Annotated in this window: 13 protein-coding genes, 2 tRNA genes and 3 pseudogenes; 11 read left to right on the plus strand and 7 right to left on the minus strand. The window is 40.9% G+C overall.

All coding sequences use genetic code 11. The features are described 5' to 3' along the window. Positions 1 to 84: 84 nt before the first annotated feature. Positions 85 to 791, minus strand: a pseudogene (locus NE535_RS06835) (IS982 family transposase); the annotation flags it as partial. 359 nt (positions 792 to 1,150) lie between these two features. On the opposite strand from NE535_RS06835, the gene NE535_RS06840 reads away from it, so the two are divergent. The 3 genes and pseudogenes from NE535_RS06840 to NE535_RS06850 all read left to right on the plus strand — a co-directional run bounded on the left by NE535_RS06840 (position 1,151) and on the right by NE535_RS06850 (position 5,077). Continuing rightward, positions 1,151 to 2,353 carry a BamA/TamA family outer membrane protein gene (locus tag NE535_RS06840; protein ID WP_261297907.1) on the plus strand — a complete coding sequence of 401 codons (1,203 nt, stop codon included), beginning with the start codon at positions 1,151 to 1,153 and terminating at the stop codon, positions 2,351 to 2,353. A 369-nt stretch (positions 2,354 to 2,722) separates the two neighbouring features. Next, a pseudogene (locus NE535_RS06845) lies at positions 2,723 to 3,784 on the plus strand (IS4 family transposase); the annotation flags it as partial. A gap of 105 nt (positions 3,785 to 3,889) precedes the next feature. Next, a complete protein-coding gene (locus tag NE535_RS06850) occupies positions 3,890 to 5,077 on the plus strand; it encodes a patatin-like phospholipase family protein (RefSeq protein ID WP_261297908.1) in 1,188 nt (395 codons plus the stop codon). Between the two features lie 427 nt (positions 5,078 to 5,504). Here the strand turns inward: NE535_RS06850 and NE535_RS06855 are convergent. From NE535_RS06855 to galU, 3 genes are all read right to left on the minus strand, one after another. Then, positions 5,505 to 5,581: transfer RNA gene (locus tag NE535_RS06855), tRNA-Val, on the minus strand. Between the two features lie 27 nt (positions 5,582 to 5,608). Continuing rightward, positions 5,609 to 5,685: transfer RNA gene (locus NE535_RS06860), tRNA-Val, on the minus strand. 224 nt (positions 5,686 to 5,909) lie between these two features. Beyond that, on the minus strand, positions 5,910 to 6,797 hold the full coding sequence (gene galU, locus NE535_RS06865) for a UTP--glucose-1-phosphate uridylyltransferase GalU (RefSeq protein WP_261297909.1): 888 nt from the start codon (positions 6,795 to 6,797) through the stop codon (positions 5,910 to 5,912). 623 nt (positions 6,798 to 7,420) lie between these two features. Between galU and hisG the strand changes: the two genes are divergently transcribed. The 8 genes from hisG to hisIE all read left to right on the plus strand — a co-directional run bounded on the left by hisG (position 7,421) and on the right by hisIE (position 14,730). Further along, positions 7,421 to 8,320, plus strand: coding sequence for an ATP phosphoribosyltransferase (gene hisG / locus NE535_RS06870; protein WP_261297910.1), 900 nt, complete (start codon positions 7,421 to 7,423; stop codon positions 8,318 to 8,320). 41 nt (positions 8,321 to 8,361) lie between these two features. Beyond that, positions 8,362 to 9,654, plus strand: a complete 1,293-nt coding sequence (hisD, locus tag NE535_RS06875; protein WP_261297959.1) for a histidinol dehydrogenase — start codon at positions 8,362 to 8,364, stop codon at positions 9,652 to 9,654. 11 nt (positions 9,655 to 9,665) lie between these two features. Continuing rightward, the gene (gene hisC / locus NE535_RS06880) at positions 9,666 to 10,709 is read left to right on the plus strand and encodes a histidinol-phosphate transaminase (protein WP_261297911.1); all 1,044 of its coding nucleotides are present in this window, start codon (positions 9,666 to 9,668) and stop codon (positions 10,707 to 10,709) included. Positions 10,710 to 10,860: 151 nt separating this feature from the next. After that, the gene (gene hisB / locus NE535_RS06885) at positions 10,861 to 11,928 is read left to right on the plus strand and encodes a bifunctional histidinol-phosphatase/imidazoleglycerol-phosphate dehydratase HisB (protein ID WP_261297912.1); all 1,068 of its coding nucleotides are present in this window, start codon (positions 10,861 to 10,863) and stop codon (positions 11,926 to 11,928) included. Positions 11,929 to 11,937: 9 nt separating this feature from the next. Further along, on the plus strand, positions 11,938 to 12,591 hold the full coding sequence (hisH, locus tag NE535_RS06890; protein ID WP_261297913.1) for an imidazole glycerol phosphate synthase subunit HisH: 654 nt from the start codon (positions 11,938 to 11,940) through the stop codon (positions 12,589 to 12,591). Further along, positions 12,588 to 13,325, plus strand: a complete 738-nt coding sequence (gene hisA, locus NE535_RS06895; protein ID WP_261297914.1) for a 1-(5-phosphoribosyl)-5-[(5-phosphoribosylamino)methylideneamino]imidazole-4-carboxamide isomerase — start codon at positions 12,588 to 12,590, stop codon at positions 13,323 to 13,325. Before hisH ends, hisA begins: the two co-directional genes overlap by 4 nt. After that, positions 13,307 to 14,080 carry an imidazole glycerol phosphate synthase subunit HisF gene (gene hisF / locus NE535_RS06900; RefSeq protein ID WP_261297915.1) on the plus strand — a complete coding sequence of 258 codons (774 nt, stop codon included), beginning with the start codon at positions 13,307 to 13,309 and terminating at the stop codon, positions 14,078 to 14,080. The genes hisA and hisF overlap by 19 nt, the downstream gene beginning before the upstream one ends. A gap of 26 nt (positions 14,081 to 14,106) precedes the next feature. Then, entirely contained in the window at positions 14,107 to 14,730 is a 624-nt protein-coding gene (gene hisIE / locus NE535_RS06905; RefSeq protein ID WP_261297916.1) for a bifunctional phosphoribosyl-AMP cyclohydrolase/phosphoribosyl-ATP diphosphatase HisIE, read from the plus strand. A 242-nt stretch (positions 14,731 to 14,972) separates the two neighbouring features. On the opposite strand, the pseudogene NE535_RS06910 reads toward hisIE, so the two are convergent. The 3 genes and pseudogenes from NE535_RS06910 to ihfA form a co-directional block, all read right to left on the minus strand. Then, positions 14,973 to 15,839, minus strand: a pseudogene (locus tag NE535_RS06910) (mechanosensitive ion channel family protein). Positions 15,840 to 15,882: 43 nt separating this feature from the next. Continuing rightward, positions 15,883 to 16,818 (minus strand): lauroyl-Kdo(2)-lipid IV(A) myristoyltransferase, encoded by a 936-nt coding sequence (gene lpxM, locus NE535_RS06915; protein WP_261297917.1) that lies wholly within the window; start codon positions 16,816 to 16,818, stop codon positions 15,883 to 15,885. A 141-nt stretch (positions 16,819 to 16,959) separates the two neighbouring features. Continuing rightward, the gene (ihfA, locus tag NE535_RS06920) at positions 16,960 to 17,259 is read right to left on the minus strand and encodes an integration host factor subunit alpha (protein WP_188839917.1); all 300 of its coding nucleotides are present in this window, start codon (positions 17,257 to 17,259) and stop codon (positions 16,960 to 16,962) included. Position 17,260 lies beyond the last annotated feature (1 nt).

Here is a 17,260-nt window from a genome sequence, read left to right on the forward strand (position 1 = left end):
TTTAATTTACTTCAAATCGCACCAGGCCATTGGGCGAATCAATGGCTTGGTTATATCTTCATCAGCAAGCAACTCAACACCCGCCCTTGAGTGTTCGATATAGGAAATATTCTTCAACTGGTCATTCACTGTTTCAATGATGAATCGCTTTTTTAACATGGCGCTATCCCATAAAGAAATAAACTTTTTCTTCATGTTCTTACGTACGGTGGTGCTCAATTCAACGCCCTTTTCCAAAAGCCCACCCGTTAGGTCTTGGATAATCTAGCCTTTATCGCCATAAAGCTTACCGAAAAGACACTCAGCCATTTCTCTGACAGGCTGTCTGTCATCCACATTACCTTTTGTCAGTTTTAACGCTACAATTTCACCCAAGAGATTGATAATAAGATGCAGTTTAAATCCAAACGACCACCCCATGGTCTCCTTTCCATGTTCGGCAATGCCTTCAAGAACCTCATTTCGCTTCGCTCTAATGATATGACAGACTTCAATTTTACTGGAGTCTACAAACTGAATTCCAGTTGGCTTTCCAAGTTTTGCAGTCAGATAGCTACACATGGGTACAACGACGCTAGGCATTAATGCAAGAAAATGCGTGCAACATAACAACTCAGGAAAATAGGGCTTAAGCTGGCGACAAACATAGTTAAGATAGTAATTTTTGAAATCTCGGTAATGTGATTGATGGAAATGAATAATAATGGTCATCACTTCTGCGGGAGAAAGGCGACAAGTTCTATTGCGCTTCATTTCACCATTTCAAGTAGTATGCGCTGCCAATGTGGGATAAATAACTGGCAGAAATCATCGACATCACATTAGGTTTCAACTAATTTCTTCATGCTCGTTCCTTTTTCTAATCACTTTTGGTCGAATGATCTGATCAGGGGACGAGCATTTAGTTCCTTTGGGGAGCTAATTTTTTATCCGAAGCTCAGATTAGTTAACTAATTTGCAGCAAAAACAACACTAATATGTCCACCGGACTCTAATATCTAGTTCAATTTAATAGTAATTGAAATTTGAATTCTCTATCATTATGGAAGCCAACATTTTTACAGCATCACACTAACATCTCGATAATAGTTTAGTTTTATTAAAAAGTAGTTAAATCGATAGCCTCATTTCAAAAGGGAGTAGACGTAAAATGGAAATAAATCTACCTAAATTAAGTTCTGCCTGCATAGTAACTACGCTATTATTTTCATTATTTTCAACAAGTAGCTATGCTGTTAACCTTTTTGACCCAATTGATAAGCAATTTGATATGGGTGAGTACCTTGCCGAAAATGCCTATGGATTTTTGCCCGTCCCCATCATTATTACCGAGCCTGCATTAGGTTACGGTGGCGGTTTTACCGGTGTATTTCTAAACGAAAGCGACGAACAAAGAGAAAAACGTAAACAATTAGCACTTAAGTCTATTGATGGTGGAGCTCAATTATTAACAACTGGGATTACCGCTATCGGTGGTTTTGCTACATCTAATGGTAGTTGGTTAGGCTTTGCGGCTCATCGTCACTCATGGAAACAAGATTCTATTCGCTATTTAGTTGGTGGCGGCTATGGCCAAATAAACATGGTTTACTATCCATTTAGTCAATCGGAAGCCAGTGGTTCAGGTATTTTAAATGATGGCTTAGAACTAGAGTTAACCGGTTTTGGTGCTATCCAACAACTACAATTTCGCATTGATGGCAGTCCATGGTTACTTGGCTTAAAACAATCCTATGTCAAACCTGAAATGGGAATAAAAGATCAAGACCGATTAAATGACATTTTAGGCAAATGGCTAAATTTGTCACCGGCCTTATCGGGACTTGGCGTTATGGTTGAATACGACAGCCAAAACAGCTTTATGTATCCTACAGAAGGTTATAATTACGTATTGTCATATATGCTATTTAGGGACGCTATCGGATCTGATTATAAATATGACTCTATTGATATTGACGGTAAAAATTTCTGGGAATTAACCGATGTGGTTAATTTAGGCGTAAAAGTACAATTTGATGCCTTAGTCAATAACGAACAATTTTTACCACCAAATGCTTACCCTTATATCAACCTTCGCGGTATTGCCAGTAATCGCTATCAAGGTGAAGTTGTCGGTTCACTGGAAGCACAAGTAACGTGGGAAATTGATAATAGATGGTCTACTCTAGCTTTTGTTGGCGCAGGGTCAGCAACCGATGAATTTAGCGATTTATTTAATTCAAATACTGAATACGCTTACGGCTTAGGCTTTAGATATTTGATTGCCAGACGCTATGGCCTTAGAACAGGTATTGACGTGGCATTTAGTGAAGAAGATAGCGCCGTATACTTTAAAGTCGGTACAGGTTTTTAAACATACCGACTTAGCTCAAATTAAAGCGTCTTTCGACCAGAGCAATAAACTAGCTCGTCACGACTATCGACTATATCAGCAGAGATATCTGCTTCACATATCTAAAAAATAACCGAGTATAAAACTAATGCCATTCGCTTAAGAGCGAGTGGCATTTTTACTTTGATATTTCACCGTTTTCTTTAGTACCACGCGTGGATATCATGGTCGCTTCCTCTTTGGGGGTAAATCAACCTTTTGCCATTTTGCCTCAATCGTTTTAAGTGCTGTGGGATCGCGCCTGGACTCCCTCTGTCACTCCAACCAAACTCATCCTGTTTTAAAGATGGGGCATTAATGAAACTGATCCTCTGTGGCTCAACTTTATGCTGCACAGCCATTGCCAACTTGCATCGTCAGTTCAATGGTATGTGCCTGACTGAAAACGATAATGTGGCTTACAAGCCATTCAATAAACAGCTCCGTAAAGAAGCGTTTCCTCATTTTATGCAACAACGGGTTCAGTTTGCTATCGCTCAATTAGCCCGCCAGCAATGTGCTCAGCTTCCGAAGAAGCTGTCTTGCTTTGATGATATCTTGCTTCAGGATGGCAGTTCTTTTTATGTTCACAAAGCCTTAGCTGATGTCTACACCAGCCGTTTTAAACGTAATCCTGCAGCGATATCCTATATAACGATGTCTCTGCGAACATTTAACCCAACCTCGATGACGATAACAGCTGATACGGCTTCAGAAAGAGCCTATCTCCCCAAGCCATTTAAGGTGAAAAACAAGCTACTTCTGGCTGATACGGGATACCCTGATTTCGATTTTTTTGCCGATGTGGAACGTCATAATGGTTTCTATATTGTTCGGGGTGCAAAGTCACTCAACCCAAGGGTTGTTGAAGCTAAAAATGGCAAGGGCCGCGTTCTTCCTAAGCTTGTTGGAATGAAACTCAAAGACATAACGCGCCTTACCAACCGTACAGAAGCCCTTGACTTAACAGTCAGCAGAGGAAAACAAGAGTTTCGAGTTGTAAGGCTGTGGTTGCAGAAGAAAAGCGTTTTTGCATCTGGTTAACAAACCTACCGAAAAAGGCCTACTCAGCCGATGATATTATGGCGATTTATCGCTATCGCTGGTAGGTTGAACTGCTGTTCAAAGAGTTGAAATTACATACAAACTGGCAAAAATGGCTACCGCGCAAAAAGCGGTAGTTGACGGCCTAGTCTGGGCCAGCCTGCTGGCAGTTATCATCAGACACAGTACCGCACTTCAAATAATGCCAACTGTTTAACTGTTCAAAGCAGCAAAGAATGTGGACGTTTGGCTGCTGCCTATCTTTGAGTGTATCTGTCATCTAGCCTGGTCAGAAATAGCAGAAAAGCTAGACTGGGCGATTTGTTTTATAACAAAAACACTCAAAAGCCACAGCAAATAAAACCCTAAGAAGACATAAGCTTAAATGTGATTTATGCTAAGCTTAATGTCCAGTGTATGATGTAGGACTCCCCCATCTAACCTCGAATACAATTAAAAATTGGAGATAACTTAATGAAGACATTTAATAACTTGGCCAAGTTCATGTTTATCACTTTGTTTATCACTTTGTTTATTACTGCCTGTAGTACTCATCACCAGCTTGATATGCGTGTTGATGAAGACAATTATAAAAGTGCGCAAGTCGCACCAGTAACCAACAAAGCAGCAGAGCCCTACCGTTTTTGGGGCGATGAGCAACCGGCCTTTTTATTTGATTCAGCAACAAACACGACGCCACTCGTTAGTGCTGCTGATAGTTTAAATATACTGGTGTTATCTGGCGGTGGTGCCAATGGCGCGTTTGGGACCGGTGTAATCAATGCACTGTATGACACCAACCAATTTCCTGAATATTCTATTGTCACGGGGATCAGTGCTGGCTCAATGATTGCCCCTTTTGCGTTTGTCGGAGGCGATCAAATACCTCGCTTAAAAGAAGCAATGCTAGGTATTAATGACAAGGAGGTTTTGGGTAGCCGCAACTTTTTAAACGCGCTCATTAAAGATGCCTTTACCAATGGTGACAAGTTATTTAAAACGGTTGAACACTTATATAATGCTGAAATGATCGAGAAAATTGCCCAAGAGCACAACAAAGGCCGCAGACTGTTTATTGGTACCACTCATTTTGATTCTGGTGAATTAGTCATTTGGAATGTAGGAGCAATTGCTGCAAGTAATTTAGCGAATAAAAACCGCTTAATCCACCAAATTTTAGCAGCAAGTTCTTCTATACCTGAGGTATTTCCACCACAATTTATTCAAGTTGAAGTCGATGGTGAAGTTAAAGAGGAATTACATGTTGATGGTGGTATGAACACACAAATGTTTGCTTCTACAGGTAACTTTAATTACAACCTAGTCAATAACGCGCTCGGCAAGCAGCAAAAAACAACCATTCATATTATCCGTAATGGCGTGCTTAAAGCCACTTACAAACCTTTAAGAGACAAAGGTGTGGATTTAATCGGTCGCAGTTTGGAAACCCTATTGGTACAACAAACTCGTGGTGATTTATACCGTATGCTTTATTCAAGTGAAATAAACCAGTACGACTTATCATTCACTTACATTGAACATGAGTTTGATGGAGAAAAAGCAACCAAACAAATGTTTGACCAGCAATACATGCAAGCCTTATACAAGTATGGTTACGATAAAGTAATCAACAACAGTGTTTGGCAAAAAACCGTCCCTTAACAATATCGTTATATCGCAGCCAATGACCCCAGATTTAGTCTTAATGCCATTTGCTTAAGAGCGAGTGGCATTTTTACTTGGATATTTAACCGTTTTCTTTAGTACCACACAACTGCTTGGAGTTGATATTGGAACATTTAAATGCTTGAGGTTCAGGCTATGAGAAAGCATTAACTTTGAAAGATGCAAAATTAAGAGGATAGTGCTCACGGCAAAATACATCAAAAATTTACTTTGGGCACATGGGCACAAGTTTGGGCACAAAGGCTGAGAGCGAGGATTTAATCGAAGTACAAAAAATTAATTTTTTGAGTACTCAATACGATTTTTCTGTTTGAATAATTTAAAAGCTAGAAATTGAAAACTTGATTTAGGCACAGATTCGAAATAACCTGAAAATGCTAAACACATGAATTTAAACAAGAAATGGTACACCCGAGTGGACTCGAACCACCGACCCCTACCATGTCAAGGTAGTGCTCTAACCAGCTGAGCTACGGGTGTATATTGGGATGCTTTAGGAAAAAAAATTGGTACACCCGAGTGGACTCGAACCACCGACCCCTACCATGTCAAGGTAGTGCTCTAACCAGCTGAGCTACGGGTGTACTGATAATGCTTTCCTAACAAAGCGGTCGCTATAGTAAGTGTGATAACCACAGCATGCAAGCAAAAATTAACCTGAAATGCTTAAATGGCGATTTGCTGTGCAACTTGTCAAATTTAAACTAAAAAGACCAAGTTGGTGAGGCATAGAGGCCTAGACTTTTTATTAACGCAATAACCTCTACACTTAAATGCAGACTCAATTTCCCTATTAAACAGAAAACTTTTAGTACTCCTCAAGCAATTGAGAGAGTTCTTTTTTAAACACATCACCCAATTTAGGATCATGCAGGCCATACTCAACAAATGCTTTCATATAACCTAATTTGTCTCCACAATCGTGTGACTTGCCCGTCATATTAAACGCTTCAACCAAATCTGAAGCAATTAACATATCAATTGCATCTGTTAGCTGAATTTCATCACCGGCACCTGGTGGCGTTTTAGCAAGTAAAGCCCAGATTTTTTCTGATAGTACATAACGCCCAATAACAGCCAGATTAGAGGGTGCTTCTGATTGATTTGGTTTCTCAACCATTCTGGCTATTTTAGCCGAATGTCCAGGTATAATTTTCTCACCATTACAATCAGCAATACCGTACTTGTGCACATCCTTTTCAGGAACAGGTGCAACCATAATCTGACTCGCTTTAGTTTGTTTAAATCTTGCGATCATCGAAGCTAAGTTTTCAGTACGTTGATCCGCAGAATAACTGTCCAAAATAACGTCAGGCAACACCACCGCAAAGGGCTCATCGCCTATACATGGCTTAGCACACAATACTGCATGACCTAAGCCTTTGGCCTCACCTTGACGGACGTGCATAATCGTCACATTTTTTGGGCAAATGGATTGTACTTCGTGCAACAACTGGCGCTTAACGCGTTTCTCCAGAGTCGATTCCAGCTCATAGGATTTATCGAAATGGTTTTCGATAGCATTTTTACTCGCATGAGTAACCAACACAATTTCGGTCACTCCTGCACTCACACATTCATCAACAATATACTGAATTAATGGCTTATCCACTAAAGGTAACATCTCTTTAGGTATAGCCTTAGTTGCTGGCAACATACGGGTTCCGAGCCCGGCGACAGGAATGACTACTTTCATTAAATTTCCTTAAAAAGAGTTTTATTCGCTTTTACTGACGGCTGCATACGTTATAAAACAATATTTTTGTAATACTCAATATACCAATTCAAATGGTTATATCACATTGATATAAATACTTTTCAAATATAACACACCTTCTGATTAACTGCTTTTAGGATTAACCTTAATGATAAAAGCTCACCCGCCATAATATCTACAATGTGTTATGGACTGAATTTTCATATTTCAGGTTGTTTTTATATCATATTGCATAATATTTGGTAAAAAAGTGACAAAATTGCTTTATCCGCTATTGCAAACAAAATCATTAACGGTTAAGTTTTAAAGCACAAGAAGTTCACCTGTATTTATCGCTGAACTTAATATGAATTTTATAAAATAGCTTATTGCTGTTTTAACAAAGAGAAACAAAACATGAACATCCAACTGACTACTATTCATCATCACCACCATATGCGGTAGCCTTCGGATGCTTACTGCCGAGGGTCTATTTCCCTTCCGGCGGTGAAACTATCACAAACCCCTGGAAGGAATTTCAGGGGTTTTTTGTTTTCTAATTTTAACGCTTTTATTTTAACTAATTGTTTTTAAATTTTAATTTTACTTATAGGTGTTTACTAATGACTGAATCAAACCGTTTAAGAATCGCCATTCAAAAGTCTGGTCGTTTATCAAAAGAGTCACAGCAACTGTTAAAAAGCTGTGGTATAAAATTCACTGTTAACGAGCAACGCCTTATCGCCCACGCTGATAATATGCCAATCGATTTATTAAGAGTGCGTGATGATGATATTCCAGGATTAGTAATGGATGGTGTTGTTGACTTAGGGATCATTGGTGAGAATGTTCTAGAAGAAGAACAACTAGAGCGCCAACTCGTCAATAAACCCGCTGATTGTACCAAGTTGCGGGAGCTTGATTTTGGTGCATGCCGTTTATCTTTAGCGGTACCGAATGAATTTAGCTACCAAGATGCGCAATCGTTAGAAGGACTTCGCATCGCCACTTCCTATCCAAACATTCTTCGTCGATTCATGCAAGAAAAAGGCATTAATTACCGTGATTGTATGCTTAAGGGTTCGGTTGAAGTTGCCCCTCGCGCAGGCCTTGCTGACGGTATCTGTGATTTAGTGTCAACGGGAGCAACCCTTGAAGCAAATGGCTTATATGAAACAGAAGTAATTTACCGCTCTATGGCTTGTATTATTCAATCTAACCAGCCACAAACACCATCAAAACAAGCTTTAATCGATAAAATTCTATCTCGCGTTAATGGTGTGATACGCGCCCGTGAAAGTAAGTACATTCTATTACATGCCCCTACTGAGACCCTTGACCAAATCGTTGCACTTCTTCCTGGCGCCGAAAACCCAACGGTTTTACCGCTAAATGATGATACTAATCGTGTGGCGATTCACGCTGTTAGCTCAGAAGATTTATTCTGGGACACGATGGAGCAATTAACCGCCTTAGGTGCCACATCGATATTAGTGATGCCAATTGAAAAAATGATGGGGTAATGTCGATGCCTATGACTCAAACATCGCAGCCGACTGCACCCATGCAAATTCTTGATTGGAACAGCTTAAACGCTTCTGAGCAGGTTGCAGCTTTACAACGCTCACCTTTAATTGGCGACAACAGCGTTGAGCAAAAGGTAAGAAGTATTATTGAACAAGTTGTATTAGACGGTGATGCCGCCATTACCAAGTTTAATCAGCAGTTTGATGGCATATTAGTTGATGATTTAGCTTTATCTGCCGAAGAAATTGACTTGGCATGCGCGCGAGTCTCAAGCAAAGTGAAGCAAGCGATTGCTCAAGCGACGGCCAATATCGAGACCTTTCATAATGCTCAAGCATTTAAGCCTATCGATATTGAAACGCAGCCAGGCGTGCGATGCGAGTTACGCTCAGAGGCAATTGAAAAAGTCGGATTATATATTCCCGGCGGAACAGCACCGTTAATTTCAACCGTAATGATGTTGGCTTTACCAGCTAGAATTGCAGGTTGCGATAAGCGTATATTAGTTAGCCCGCCACCTATCAACGATGCAATCATATACGCAGCAAAAGTGTGTGGAATTACTGACATCTATCAAGTTGGCGGTGCACAAGCCATTGCAGCTTTGGCATTTGGTACAGAGTCTATCCCAAAAGTGGATAAAATATTTGGTCCAGGTAATCGTTACGTGACCGAAGCCAAGCGTTTGGTCTCACAGGATAATCGCGTGAGTGTTACCATTGATATGCCAGCAGGCCCTTCTGAAGTGTTAGTCATTGCCGATGCCAACGCTAACCCAGCTTTTATCGCTGCGGATTTACTCTCGCAAGCGGAACATGGTGTGGATTCACAAGTTATGTTAGTGACAGATAGCGCTGATCAGGCACAAGCGGTGAATCTGCAACTGTCTATTCAACTTGCTCTGTTGCCAAGGCAGGATATTGCTAACCAGGCTTTAAAATGTAGCCGCACTGTGGTGGTTAGCGATTTAGCACAAGCTGTAAAGGTATCAAACCAATATGGACCTGAGCATTTAATTGTGCAAACAGACTATCCCCGTGACCTACTTAATTCCATTCGAGCTGCGGGCTCAGTGTTTTTAGGGGCTTATACACCTGAATCTGTGGGCGATTATGCTAGCGGCACTAATCATGTGTTACCAACCTATGGTTATAGCCGTGCTGTTTCAAGTTTGTCTTTAGCCGATTTCAGCCGCCGTTTTACCGTGCAAGAACTGAGTGCTGAGGGGTTACAAAATCTTGGTCAAGCGGTGATGACATTGGCGGAAAACGAGCTTTTAGATGCACACAAAAATGCGGTGGCTATTCGCTTAGCTAGCCTGGCACAGTAACGGTAATAACTATGAATACATTCGATGCCAAACAACTCGCAAGACCTGAGTTACTTGAATTAACACCTTATCAAAGTGCACGACGTATCGGTGGTCGTGGTGATATTTGGATTAATGCCAATGAATCTCCGTTTAATAATAGTGATATTGACAAGCTAAATCGTTACCCTGAATGTCAACCTCCTGAATTAATAGAAGCTTATGCAGCATACGCTGGCGTAAATACCCAACAATTGATTGCAAGTCGTGGTGCGGACGAGGCCATTGAGTTACTTATTCGCACGTTTTGTGTGCCAGGTAAAGACAGCATTGCCATTTTTGGCCCGACTTATGGGATGTATGCCATCAGCGCGGCAACCTTCAATGTGGAAGTAACGGCGTTAAGTTTAACAGGCGATTACCAATTACCTGAAAGCTGGCCAACACAAATTGGTGGTGCCAAATTGGTGTTTATTTGTAACCCCAATAATCCAACAGGAACCGTCATTAGCAAAGCCGATATTGAACAAGCCATTATCAGTGCCCCGCAAGCAATTGTGGTCATTGATGAAGCCTATATTGAATTTTGCCCTGAGTATTCGGTTGCTGATTTACTTGAAAAGTACCCTAACCTTGTGGTTTTGCGAACTTTATCTAAGGCATTTGCATTAGCAGGTGCTAGATGTGGTTTTATGTTAGCTAATCAAGCCATTATTGATTTAGTGATGCTGGTGATTGCGCCTTACCCTGTCCCCTTACCTGTTTCAGTGTTAGCAACACAGGCTCTGAGTTCAGACGGCATAGCGTTGATGCAGCAACAAGTGGCTAGTCTTAATCAACAAGGTGAACGACTCAGTCAGGTATTAATTCAAATAGGGGCGAATGTTCTTAAGGCAAATGGTAATTTCGTGTTAGCTCAGTTTGAAGATGTCAGTAAAATAGCCACGTTATTAGCCAATAATGGCATTGTAGCCAGAGCCTATAAAGATCCAAGATTAGCCAATGCGATACGGTTTAGTTTTGCCTCTATCGCCCAAACAGACAAATTAGTTGAAGTGCTATTAAGCAGCAACTAAGTAACCTTAGCTCGGGATAATAAGTGCAGTTAAAACAACGATTTGAACCGCGAACCGCGTTGAATATAAGTATTTTAAATCACGTTTATTAATCTCTATAACCCGAGTTGAGCTAAGTAATACTATTCCTACATATTTTAAGGTTGGCAGCATGAAACAGAAAATTCTCTTTATCGACCGCGATGGCACATTAGTCGAAGAGCCTGCAATTGATAAACAACTCGACAGTCTAGCCAAGCTAGTATTTGAACCACAAGTGATCCCCGCTTTATTAAAACTGCAAAAAGCCGGTTTTAGACTGGTAATGGTGAGTAATCAAGATGGTTTAGGTACGCCGTCATTCCCAAAAGATGACTTTGATGCCCCGCATAACATGATGATGCAAATTTTTGAAAGCCAAGGGGTTACGTTTGACGATGTAGTGATTTGTCCGCATTTTAACGATGAAAACTGTAGCTGTCGCAAACCTAAACTTGGCTTAGTCAAACGCTATTTAACTGAAGGTAGAGTCGATTTTACTGAATCTGCAGTGATTGGCGATCGCATTACCGATGTTGAACTGGCGAATGCTATGGGCATTAAAAGCTTTCAATATGATCGTCAAAACCTAAATTGGGATAGCATTTGTGAGGCGTTATTAAGTAAAGGTCGTCAAGCAACTGTTGTTCGCACCACTAAAGAAACTGACATTAAAGTCACCATTGATTTAGATAATCAATCTAAAGGGAAGATTGAAACAGGTATTGGTTTTTTTGATCACATGCTTGACCAAATTCAAACCCACGGCAACTTTAAAATGGACGTGCATGTTGATGGTGACCTTGAAATTGATGATCATCACAGTGTCGAAGATACCGCATTAGCGATTGGCGATGCGATTAGACAAGCTTTAGGAGACAAACGAGGCATTGCACGTTTTGGTTTTAGTTTGCCAATGGATGAAGCCAATGGTGAATGCCTGATGGATATTTCTGGACGTCCATTTATCAAATTCAACGCCGATTTTGAGCGTGAGATGGTTGGCGAAATGGCGACTGAAATGGTGCCACACTTTTTCCGCTCATTTGCAGATGGACTACGTTGCACCTTACACATTAGCTCACAAGGCGACAACGACCATCATAAAGTAGAAGCCCTATTTAAAGTATTAGGCCGTACACTGCGTCAAGCAGTGAAAGTAGAAGGTGACATTTTACCTTCCAGTAAAGGCGTGTTGTAAGGAGTTAACGTGACAGATTTAGCGGTTTCTTCAATAAACGACAATGATGATATTACCGTCATTATTGATACAGGCTGTGCCAATTTAAACTCGGTGCGCTTTGCCTTTGAACGTCTTAATGCCAACATCAAAGTCACTGATGACTTTGATGTTATCCGCAGCGCCACTAGAGTTGTTCTGCCAGGTGTAGGAACAGCAGGCGCTGCAATGGCTGGATTACAACAAAAGGGCTTAGTCACGTTAATAAGCAGTTTAACTCAACCCGTAATGGGCGTTTGCCTTGGGATGCAAATGCTGGCGTCTGTGTCAAATGAGCATGGCGGCCGTGATAACAAAGCCATAAATTGCTTAGGCTTAGTCCCTACTGACATTGGTGATTTAGACAGTAAAGGGTTGCCTCTTCCTCACATGGGCTGGAACCAAATAAGTGTGACCGACCATCCTTTATTTGAAGGAATTGAAGATGGGAGCTATGTGTACTTTGTTCATGGCTATCGTGCGCCGATTAGCGAATACACATTAGCCAGTTGTACCTATGGTGAAAACTTCAGCGCAGCTATTGGTAAAGATAACTTTTTTGGGGTGCAGTTCCATCCTGAAAAAAGCGCTGCTGTAGGCGCTAAAATTTTACAAAACTTTTTAAATATGGGGAAAGCACAATGATCATTCCAGCAATTGATTTAATTGATGGTCAAGTGGTGCGTTTATACCAGGGCGATTATCAACAAAAAACCACATTCGATTTAAGCCCACTCGCCCAACTGCAGTCATATCAAGCGCAAGGTGCTAAATTACTGCATATCGTAGACCTTACAGGGGCCAAAGATCCAGCTAAACGCCAGATAAGCTTAATTGGTGAGTTAGTGGCAGGATTAAGCACTGATATTCAAGTGGGTGGTGGCATTCGTAGCGAAGAGCAAGTAAAAGAGCTGCTAGCATTGGGCGTAAAACGCGTAGTGATTGGGTCTTTAGCAGTAAAAGAGCCTGAGCTGGTAAAAAGTTGGTTTATTAAATATGGCAGTGATGCAATTTGCTTAGCGTTGGATGTCAATATTAACGATGCTGGCGAAAAAATCGTTGCTGTGTCGGGATGGCAAACTGGCGGTGGTAAATCGTTAGAGTCATTAGTCGCTGAATATCAAACGGTTGGATTGCAACATGCCTTAGTCACCGACATTAGCCGTGACGGCACCTTACAAGGTGCTAATACCGATTTATATCATGAGCTAAGCAGTGCATACCCTAATATTAGTTGGCAAGCATCAGGGGGTATTGCCAGCCTTGATGATGTGGCTGCTGTGCGTGATAGTAAAGCCAATGGCATTATTATTGGCAAAGCATTACTGATTAACAACTTTACCGTCAAGGAGGCTATCTCATGTTGGCCAAACGCATAGTACCTTGTCTTGATGTACGTGAAGGTAAAGTGGTAAAAGGCGTTCAATTTCGCGACCACGAAATAGTCGGTGACATAGTCCCCTTGGCTGCGCGTTATGCGGCAGAAGGTGCCGATGAGTTAGTCTTTTATGACATTACCGCCAGTGCTCACGACAGAGTCATAGACAAGTCTTGGGTGAGTCGCGTAGCTGAACAAATTGACATTCCGTTTTGCGTTGCCGGTGGGATTAAGACCATTGAACAAGCTCGTGAAAAACTCGCTTTTGGTGCAGATAAGATATCCATCAATTCACCTGCGTTGTCTGATCCTAGTCTTATTTCACGTTTACAGGATGAGTTTGGTCGCCAATGCATTGTGATTGGTATCGACTCTTTCTACGATACCGCTTCAGATAGCTACAAAGTAAAACAATTTACTGGTGATGAGGCTGCTACTAAAGACACTCAATGGTTTACACAGGATTGGGTCGAAGAAGTGCAAAAACGCGGTTGTGGTGAAATTGTGCTTAATGTAATGAATCAAGATGGCGTGCGTGGCGGTTATGATATCAAGCAATTAAGCATGGTCAGAGCGATATGTGACGTGCCTTTAATTGCATCTGGTGGTGCTGGAACCATGGCACATTTTAAAGAGGTATTTGAACTTGCTCAGGTCGATGCAGCACTAGCTGCCAGTGTTTTCCATAAAGGAATTATCGATATTGGTGAATTAAAACACTATCTTCACAACCAAAATATTGCAATTCGACTGTAATACGTATCAAACATAAGAGAGTCAAGATGACACAAATAACTTTTGATAGTGCAAGCTTAGCCTGGGACAAACAAGATGGATTAATCCCTGCAGTTGTGCAAAACCACTTAACAGGCAAAGTACTGATGCTGGGTTATATGGATAAAGCCGCACTGGAAAAAACCTTAACCAGCAAAAATGTCACGTTTTTCAGTCGTTCTAAACAACGTTTATGGACTAAAGGTGAGACCTCTGGCAATACCTTGCAGCTCATCGCGATTGATAAAGACTGCGATAACGACAGCTTATTGGTTCAAGTGATCCCGAACGGCCCAACATGCCACACTGGCACAGAAAGTTGCTGGCCTGATGGCAATGCGCATTGTTTTATTGATAATCTCACCAAAGTGATTATTTCACGTAAAGGACAAAGTGCTGATTCAAGTTATACGGCATCCTTGTTTGAACGTGGTACTAAACGAATAGCTCAAAAAGTTGGTGAAGAAGGTTTAGAAACGGCCCTCGCTGCGGCAACCCATGATAAAGAAGAATTGGTTAACGAGGCATCTGATCTTATGTATCACTTAATCGTACTCCTTGAAGATCAAGGTTTGTCGATGGCGGATATTAATCAAAATCTACTAGAGCGACATACCAAAGCAAAAAAGTAATCTTAATTGAGGTTAAGTAACCTTGAAAAAAAACATTCCAGACGTTACACACGACTGGAATGTTTTCAATATAACTTGCTATAACCCTGCTACAAATTCTGTTGTAAATTCAGTTAGCAAATCGTCAAGCATCAATAAGCTGAGTTGTTCTCAAACCCTTTACGTATTGAGTTGACAATAAGCAAATCTCAGCCGATGCGTCAATTTTTTAATACCCAGCAACATCGTTCTCAGTACTGAAATTATTGGGTTTTATCACCATGATTAATCGTCAAATTACCATCAAGATGAATATCTCTTTGAGGGTATGCGATACAAATATCATTTTGATTGAATAAATCATAAATTCTAAAGCGAATTTCACTGCGGCGACGGCGAATATCAGTTTCAGATACCGCATTCACCCAAAATACCATATCAAAAATAAGTGCGTTATCACCAAAATCCTCAAACAGGACGATAGGTTTGGGATGTGGCAAAATGTCATCACGCTCTTCTAACACCTGAAATAATAACGTTTGCACCAGCAACACATCTGAGCCATATGACACACCTACACGCACAAAAGTACGGGCATTTTTATCAATCAGTGTCCAGTTGGTTACGGTGTTTTCCAGCAACTGACTGTTTGGCACTAACATGTGCACACCGTCATTTCGTCGGATTAAAGTTGAACGGGTATTAATGCATTCAACTACACCTCGTGCATCACCAACTTCTAAAAAGTCACCAATCCGGATCGGACGCTCCCACATTAAAATCCAACCAGAAATAAAGTTGTTAATAATGTTTTGTGCGCCAAAACCGACCCCAATGGCTATCGCACCTGATGCAAATGCAGTGAGTGGAATATTCAGAATATCCATACTGGTGATCGCCAAAATGGCAATCATTTACACTAAATACATTCGTGAGAATAAATGCACAGCATCAGCGCTAACATTGCGCTTTTTAAGCGCGCGCACAATAACCTTTCCAACTCGAGTCACAATTAACCAGGTTAGAAAAATATAAAGCGGTACTTGAATAATTTGCAGTAATGTTATCGGGCGGTTGTCGTAGGTATAAACAACAAACGATAATACTGACAATAAATCGTTAAATTCTATTATGGTGATCTCTTAGTTTTATTATGATCATATAAGAATAAGTTTAGTAGATCTCTGCCTCACCGGGGGGACGGGTTTTTAACATTTTCAAAAACCACATGTATTGCTCCGGATAAGCCTTAATCACTTGCTCTACCATTTGGTTTAATACTAGTGCCTCATTCTCTTTTGTATCCATAGTGTCAGTTTCAACGTCAGGCAAGACAGTTAAGTTAAACACTCTATCATGCTGATCATATCCAATCGTCACAGGCATCACTTTAGCTTTACCCGCCTTAGCCAAGCGACCAACTACGGGTAACGTCGCTTTGGTTGTGCCTAGAAATGGTGAAAATACACTTTGTTGTGGCCCCAAATCTTCATCTGGTAAATAGAAAAAACTGTGATCGTTCTTTAATTCTGAGAGCAAAGCGCGAATGCCTGCTTCTCGCATATAAATTCTTCCCCCCATACGGCTGCGTAAACGGTTACTGAACCAATTAAATAACCTGTTACGGTGCGCTTTAGCCATAGACACCATAGGTATTTCAAGGTTTAACCTTAAACCAGCATAATCAATAGGCCAAACATGAGGCATAATAAAAATAATTGGCCGGCCCTCTGCCCTCACTTTTTCAACGTGTTCAAATCCATGTAATTTAACACGACGCTTAATGTGCGCTTTAGAACGACAAAGTAATTCAGCCTGAGATAACAGGCACAGCACAAATGCATCGACGTTCTTTTTAATCAGAGCATTAAGTTCATCGTCGTGCATTTCAGGAAAACAGTGGCGAATATTAATACGCGCAATGGCAATTGGCTTAGTCGCAATTCGCATAACAAGTTTAGCCAACACATTTGCTATAGGATCGCGGATAACTGCAGGTAAAATACCAAATAAGAATAATACAACAATTGCCAGCCATGTACCCCAAAGACGTGGGTGCAATAATGCTAAAGTAAAGCGTGTATCAAAATGCTTTTGTTGTCGAGCCAAAAGATAAACCTCATCAAAAAATCGAGACCGAATAATAGCATGCCAAGTTAGATCAGCAAATTTCAAAAAAAGAGCCACTCAACCTGAGTGGCTCTTTCACTTTTTTATTTAAAGCAGATAAGCTTAATTCAACTTGTGAATTTATTTCTTGCCAGCGTTAGCGGCTTCTACTCGTGCTTTTAACTTTTGTCCAGGACGGAAAGTCACAACACGGCGCGCAGAAATTGGAATATCTTCACCAGTTTTCGGGTTCCTTCCCGGTCTTTGATTCTTGTCCCTAAGGTCAAAGTTGCCAAAACCAGATAACTTGACCTGCTCACCATTTTCGAGTGCTTCACGAATTTCTTCAAAGAAAGACTCCACCATCTCTTTAGCCACACGCTTATTAATACCAAGTGTTTCAAATAGATGTTCTGCCATTTCGGCTTTGGTAAGTGCCATA

The organism is Shewanella holmiensis (genome assembly GCF_025370255.1).
In the GTDB taxonomy this organism is placed as follows: Bacteria; Pseudomonadota; Gammaproteobacteria; order Enterobacterales; family Shewanellaceae; genus Shewanella; species Shewanella holmiensis.